This is a genomic window from Mesorhizobium sp. M7A.F.Ca.CA.002.04.1.1, from assembly GCF_004022805.1.
GTDB lineage: Bacteria > Pseudomonadota > Alphaproteobacteria > Rhizobiales > Rhizobiaceae > Mesorhizobium > Mesorhizobium ciceri.
In genome coordinates this window covers 1-5537 of the sequence record NZ_RZPL01000364.1, presented here as the reverse complement: position 1 = coordinate 5537, position 5537 = coordinate 1, and the positions used below count along the sequence as shown (strand labels likewise).

The following is a 5537-nucleotide window of genomic DNA, read 5'->3' as shown; positions in this document are numbered from 1 at the left end:
GGCCGGCTCGGGCCTGCGCACCGGGCGCTCGGACGGGTCACGGCCAACCTCGTTCTTCAGCGTCGTCAGGTCGATGAAATGGTCGGCCTGGCGGCGCAGATCGTCGGAGATCATCGGCGGCTGCGAGGCCATGGTCGAGACGATCGATACCTTGCGGCCACGCCGCTGCAATGCCTCGACCAATGTGCGGAAATCGCCGTCGCCGGAAAAGATGACGTAGTGGTCGACGACATCGGCGAGTTCCAGCGCATCGACGGTGAGCTCGATGTCCATATTGCCCTTGATCTTGCGGCGGCCGGTCGAGTCGGTGAATTCCTTGGCCGGCTTGGTGACCACCTTGAAGCCATTATAGTCGAGCCAGTCGATCAGCGGACGGATCGAGGAGTATTCCTGATCCTCGACCAGCGCCGTGTAATAATAGGCGCGCAGCAGATAGCCGCGCTTCTGGAAGCTCGACAGAAGCTTGCGGTAGTCGATGTCGAAGCCGAGCGCGCGCGACGTCGCGTAGAGATTGGCGCCGTCGATGAATAGGGCGATTTTTTCACGAGGGTCGAACATGGAAAATATTCCTTCTCGAAATAAACACCCGTCTAAACCAAATGCGATAGCGTTCGGTCAGGCTCATAATAAACCGGCTGACCTCTATGCCATCCGAGATAGCGCCAGTTTCGCGGCAATCCAAGGGCGCGTGCGGCACTGCAAGCAATTGTGATCGGGACACCGAACACATAGCACAGACTGGTTTTGCCAAATCGGGTGTTTGAACCAAGGTTTGGGCGCCATGCAACCCAGCCATTGCCATGATGCTTGTATTTTGGCGGCGTTCGGGTTATGGACCGAGCCTGTTTTCCATCAAATCCATCGCATGAAAGGGGCAATCCATGGCCCGCGTAACCGTTGAAGATTGCATCGACAAGGTCGACAACCGCTTCGAGCTGGTGCTCCTTGCCGGCCATCGTGCCCGGCAGATCAGCCAGGGCGCGCCGATCACAGTGCCGCGTGACAACGACAAGAATCCGGTTGTGGCGCTGCGCGAGATCGCCGATGAGACGCTGTCGCCCGACGACCTCAAGGAAGATCTGATCCATTCGCTGCAGAAGCATGTCGAGGTCGACGAGCCCGAGGCCGATGGCGAGGCGATTGCCGATCAGACCGGCACCGCCGTTGCCGCCACCGACGCCGACGACGCCGAGGAGAACATCACCTTCGACCGGATGACCGAGGAAGACCTCCTGGCCGGCATCGAGGGCCTGGTGCCGCCGGAAAAGAGCGACGACTACTAAGCCAGCGTTCTGGACCTGCCTGGAATACGTTTCCGGCACTTCCGTCCAGTCAGTTTCGTGGCTATCTATGGGATGCGCCGTACGCTAGTGCGGCGCATCAATCATTTCAGCACCGCGAGATTCCGCCCATGATGCGTCAGTATGAGCTTGTCGAGCGCGTCCAGCGCTACAAGCCTGACGTCAACGAGGCGTTGCTCAACAAGGCCTATGTCTATGCCATGCAGAAGCATGGCCACCAGAAGCGCGCTTCCGGCGATCCGTATTTCTCGCATCCGCTCGAAGTCGCCGCCATCCTCACCGAAATGCATATGGACGAGGCGACGATCGCGGTCGCCCTGCTGCACGACACCATCGAGGACACGACCGCCACGCGGGCCGAGATCGACGATCTGTTCGGCCCCGAAATGGGCAAGCTGGTCGAGGGCCTGACCAAGTTGAAGAAGCTCGATCTGGTCTCGAAGAAGGCCGAGCAGGCGGAAAACCTGAGAAAGCTTCTGCTGGCGATTTCGGAAGATGTCCGCGTGCTGCTGGTCAAGCTCGCCGATCGTTTGCACAATATGCGCACCCTCGACCACATGCCGGAGGCCAAGCGCCTGCGCATCGCCGAGGAGACGATGGATATCTACGCACCGCTGGCCGGGCGCATGGGCATGCAAGGCATGCGTGAAGAGCTGGAGGAGATCGCCTTCCGCTTCATTAATCCTGAAGCCTATCGCGCCGTCACCGCACGGCTTGCCGAAATCTTCGAACGCAACAAGGGCGTGCTGACGGACATCGAAAAGGCACTGTCCACGTTGTTCGAGAAGCATGCGATCAACGCCAGCGTAAAGAGCCGGCAGAAGAAGCCGTGGTCGGTGTTCCGCAAGATGGAGGCCAAGGCGCTGTCCTTCGAGCAGCTCTCTGACATCTTCGGCTTTCGCGTCGTCGTCGACACGGTCGAGGACTGCTACCGGGCGCTTGGCGCCATCCACACCGCGTGGTCGATGGTGCCGGGTCGCTTCAAGGACTACATCTCGACGCCGAAACAGAACGACTACCGCTCGATCCACACCACCATTGTCGGCCCGTCGCGCCAGCGTGTCGAGCTGCAGATCCGTACCCGAGAGATGAACAAGATCGCCGAATACGGCGTCGCCGCCCATTCGATCTACAAGGATACCGGCGGCAAGACGAATGGCGCCGCCCACGCGATTTCAAAGGAAACCAACGCCTACGCCTGGCTGCGCCGCACCATCGAGCAGCTTGCCGAAGGCGACAACCCTGAGGATTTCCTCGAAAATACCAAGCTGGAACTGTTCCAGGACCAGGTGTTCTGCTTCACCCCGAAAGGCATGTTGATTGCGCTGCCGCGCGGCGCGACACCGATCGACTTCGCCTATGCGGTGCACACCGATGTCGGCGACACCTGCGTCGGTGCCAAGGTCAACGGCCGCATCATGCCGCTGATGACGGAACTGAAGAACGGCGACGAGGTCGAGATCATCCGCTCCAAGGCGCAGGTGCCGCCGGCGGCGTGGGAATCGGTCGTCGTCACCGGCAAGGCGCGCTCGGCCATCCGCCGTGCCACCAAGAACGCCATCCGCAAGCAATATTCGGGTCTTGGCATCCGCATCCTGGAACGCGCCTTCGAGCGTGCCGGCAAGACCTTCACCAAGGAGAGCCTGAAGCAGGTGCTGCACAGGTTGGCGCGCAAGGACATCGAGGATGTGCTGGCCTCTGTCGGGCGTGGCGAGCTCGCCTCCACTGATGTCATGAAGGCGGTATTCCCCGACTACAAGGATGAGCGCGTCACCACGGCCGTCCCCAAGCCGCGAGAGGAGGGCTGGTCGAAGATCCGCAATGCCGCCGGCATGCTGTTCCAGATTCCGGGTCGTGCCGCGCGCAAGGACAAGGACCAGCCGCGCGATGGAGCCGTGCCGATCCGCGGCGTGCGCGGCGATCTGCCGGTGCGCTTCGCGCCGGAAGGGGCAGTCCCTGGCGATCGCATCGTCGGCATCGTCCAGCCGGGCACCGGCATCACTATCTATCCGATCCAGTCGCCAGCGCTGCAGGCGTTCGATGACCAGCCCGAGCGCTGGATCGACGTGCGCTGGGACATCGATGAGCGCACCAAGGAACGCTTTCCGGCGCGCGTATCGGTCACCGCCATCAACGCGCCGGGGTCACTCGCCGATATAGCGCAGGTGGTTGCCTCGAACGACGCCAACATCCATACGCTGTCGATGGTGCGCACTGCGCCCGACTTCACCGAATTGCTGATCGATCTCGAAGTCTGGGATCTCAAGCACCTCAACCGGCTGCTATCGCAGCTCAAGGACAATTCGAGCGTCAGCGACGCAAGACGCGTCAATGGCTAGACCATGCTCCGGTTTCGGACAACATCATGGTCAATCAAAAAGAGGCAGACATGAACACCGATGAAGTGCTGGGCATTTTCCGCGAGGCGGGTGCTGTTCTGGAAGGGCATTTCATTTTGACCTCGGGCCTGCGCAGTCCGGTCTTCCTGCAGAAGGCGCGCGTGTTCATGCATGCCGACAAGACCGAGCTTCTGTGCAAGGCGCTGGCGGAGAAGATCCGCGCAGGCGTGCCCGGCAAGATCGACTATGTCGTCGGCCCGGCGATCGGCGGGCTGATCCCGGCCTATGAGACCTCACGTCATCTCGGCGTGCCGGCGATCTGGGTCGAGCGGGAGGGGGGCGAGTTCCGCTTGCGCCGCTTCGAGATCGCCAGGGGGTCGCGTGTCGTCATCGTCGAGGACATCGTCACCACCGGCCTGTCGATCCGAGAGACCATCGAGTGCCTGCGCGAGCTTGGCGCCGAGGTGGTTGCCGCGGCCTGCATCATCGACCGTTCGGCCGGCAAGACTGATGTCGGCGTGCCGCTCATCGCGCTTGCCGAGTATGAGGTCCCGGCCTATCCGGCCGACCGGCTGCCGCCGGAGCTTGCCGCCATCCCGGCGATCAAGCCCGGCAGCCGCAACATCTGACGGGGCATGCCGACATGCGTGAAGACGAATTGGAAATGATCGCCGGCATCGATCATTTCGTGCTGACGGTCGCTTCGCTGGAAGTGACCTGTGAGTTTTACCAGCGCGTGCTGGGTTTTGAGCGCATCGACGCGGCGGATCGACCGACGGCGCTGGCTTTCGGTAGCCATAAGATCAATGTGCATGAGGTCGGCCGGACTTTCGAGCCAAAGGCGAAGTCGCCGACATCAGGATCAGGTGATTTCTGCCTGATCACCGAGCGGCCACTGGATGAGGTCCGTGCGCGGCTCGCGGCCAATGGTGTGGTGGTGGAACTCGGCCCGGTTGAACGTGTCGGGGCCCGAGGTCCAATGATGTCGGTCTATTTCCGCGACCCGGACGGCAATCTGGTCGAGGTCAGCGAATACCTGCCGTAGCCGCTGGCGGCGCTGTGCCTTTCGGCGATGCGACTGCCGTTCCTTAAATTTGCCGCGATTGTCCAATGTTCGAAGCAAGACCTGCCGCCCCGAAGGGCGGCGACAAGCGCGGCGCACAAAAGGTGTTTGGTTGTTCTTGCGCCAGCGCGTTGTTATATAAGCTGGCGATTGCCATAGGGTGATCGTCAAGCGCAAGATGTGGCTGCCACGCCCGGCTGAAGGTGCCGTTGCGGGCGCTGTGGAACGGGAACAGAGTGCTATTTCGACGCCGCAAGCCTGATGGCCTTTATGAGCGGGTGCGTACCTATCTTTGGCCGCGCCGCTCGTTTTCGCGCTCGCTTCAGTATTTTTCCAAGCGCATCCTGCGGCTGAAGGCCACACCGCATGCGGTGGCGGCCGGCGTTGCGGCCGGTGTCTTCGCTTCATTCTTCCCCGTCGGTTTCCATTTCATCATCGCTGCCATCCTGTGCTGGGTGATAGCCGGCAATCTGGTGGCGGCGGCGCTTGGCGCGGTTTTTTTCGGCAACCCGCTGACCTTCCCGTTGCTATGGGGCGCGTCGTGGGAAACGGGCAAGCTCATCCTGCATGACCGGTTGCCGACACATGGGCCGCCGGCGCATCTGGGCGAGATGTTGCACAACCTCTCCTTCGCGCAATTGTGGAAACCGGTCCTTGAACCGATGCTGATCGGTGCGGTTCCGCTCGGCTTGATCTTCGGGCTGCTGTTCTACGCCATCACGCGCTGGGGCATGAACGCTTTCCGCGAACAGCGGCGCAAACGCCTGGCCGAGCGCGCAAGCCGGCATGCGCAATCGTCCCATCCCGGCGCAAGCATCGGTTCCACTGCGCGAT

General features: G+C 61.7%; 6 protein-coding genes. 5 read left to right on the top strand and 1 reads right to left on the bottom strand.

Annotated elements, in window-relative coordinates:
- On the bottom strand, positions 1-558 hold a 558-nt coding region (locus tag ENZ75_RS19055; RefSeq protein WP_164887865.1), incomplete at its 3' end, for an NYN domain-containing protein.
- Positions 559-881: 323 nt separating this feature from the next.
- Between ENZ75_RS19055 and rpoZ the strand changes: the two genes are divergently transcribed.
- The 5 genes from rpoZ to ENZ75_RS19030 form a co-directional block, all read left to right on the top strand.
- Positions 882-1283: a DNA-directed RNA polymerase subunit omega gene (gene rpoZ / locus ENZ75_RS19050; protein ID WP_013532591.1), complete on the top strand. Its 402-nt coding sequence runs from the start codon at positions 882-884 to the stop codon at positions 1281-1283.
- 128 nt (positions 1284-1411) lie between these two features.
- A complete protein-coding gene (locus ENZ75_RS19045; RefSeq protein ID WP_128278244.1) occupies positions 1412-3640 on the top strand; it encodes a bifunctional (p)ppGpp synthetase/guanosine-3',5'-bis(diphosphate) 3'-pyrophosphohydrolase in 2229 nt (742 codons plus the stop codon).
- Positions 3641-3690: 50 nt separating this feature from the next.
- The gene (pyrE, locus tag ENZ75_RS19040) at positions 3691-4269 is read left to right on the top strand and encodes an orotate phosphoribosyltransferase (RefSeq protein WP_013532589.1); all 579 of its coding nucleotides are present in this window, start codon (positions 3691-3693) and stop codon (positions 4267-4269) included.
- 35 nt (positions 4270-4304) lie between these two features.
- Positions 4305-4685 carry a VOC family protein gene (locus tag ENZ75_RS19035; RefSeq protein WP_024503070.1) on the top strand — a complete coding sequence of 127 codons (381 nt, stop codon included), beginning with the start codon at positions 4305-4307 and terminating at the stop codon, positions 4683-4685.
- A gap of 254 nt (positions 4686-4939) precedes the next feature.
- A partial coding sequence (locus tag ENZ75_RS19030; protein ID WP_013532587.1) for a DUF2062 domain-containing protein occupies positions 4940-5537 on the top strand: 598 nt, incomplete at its 3' end.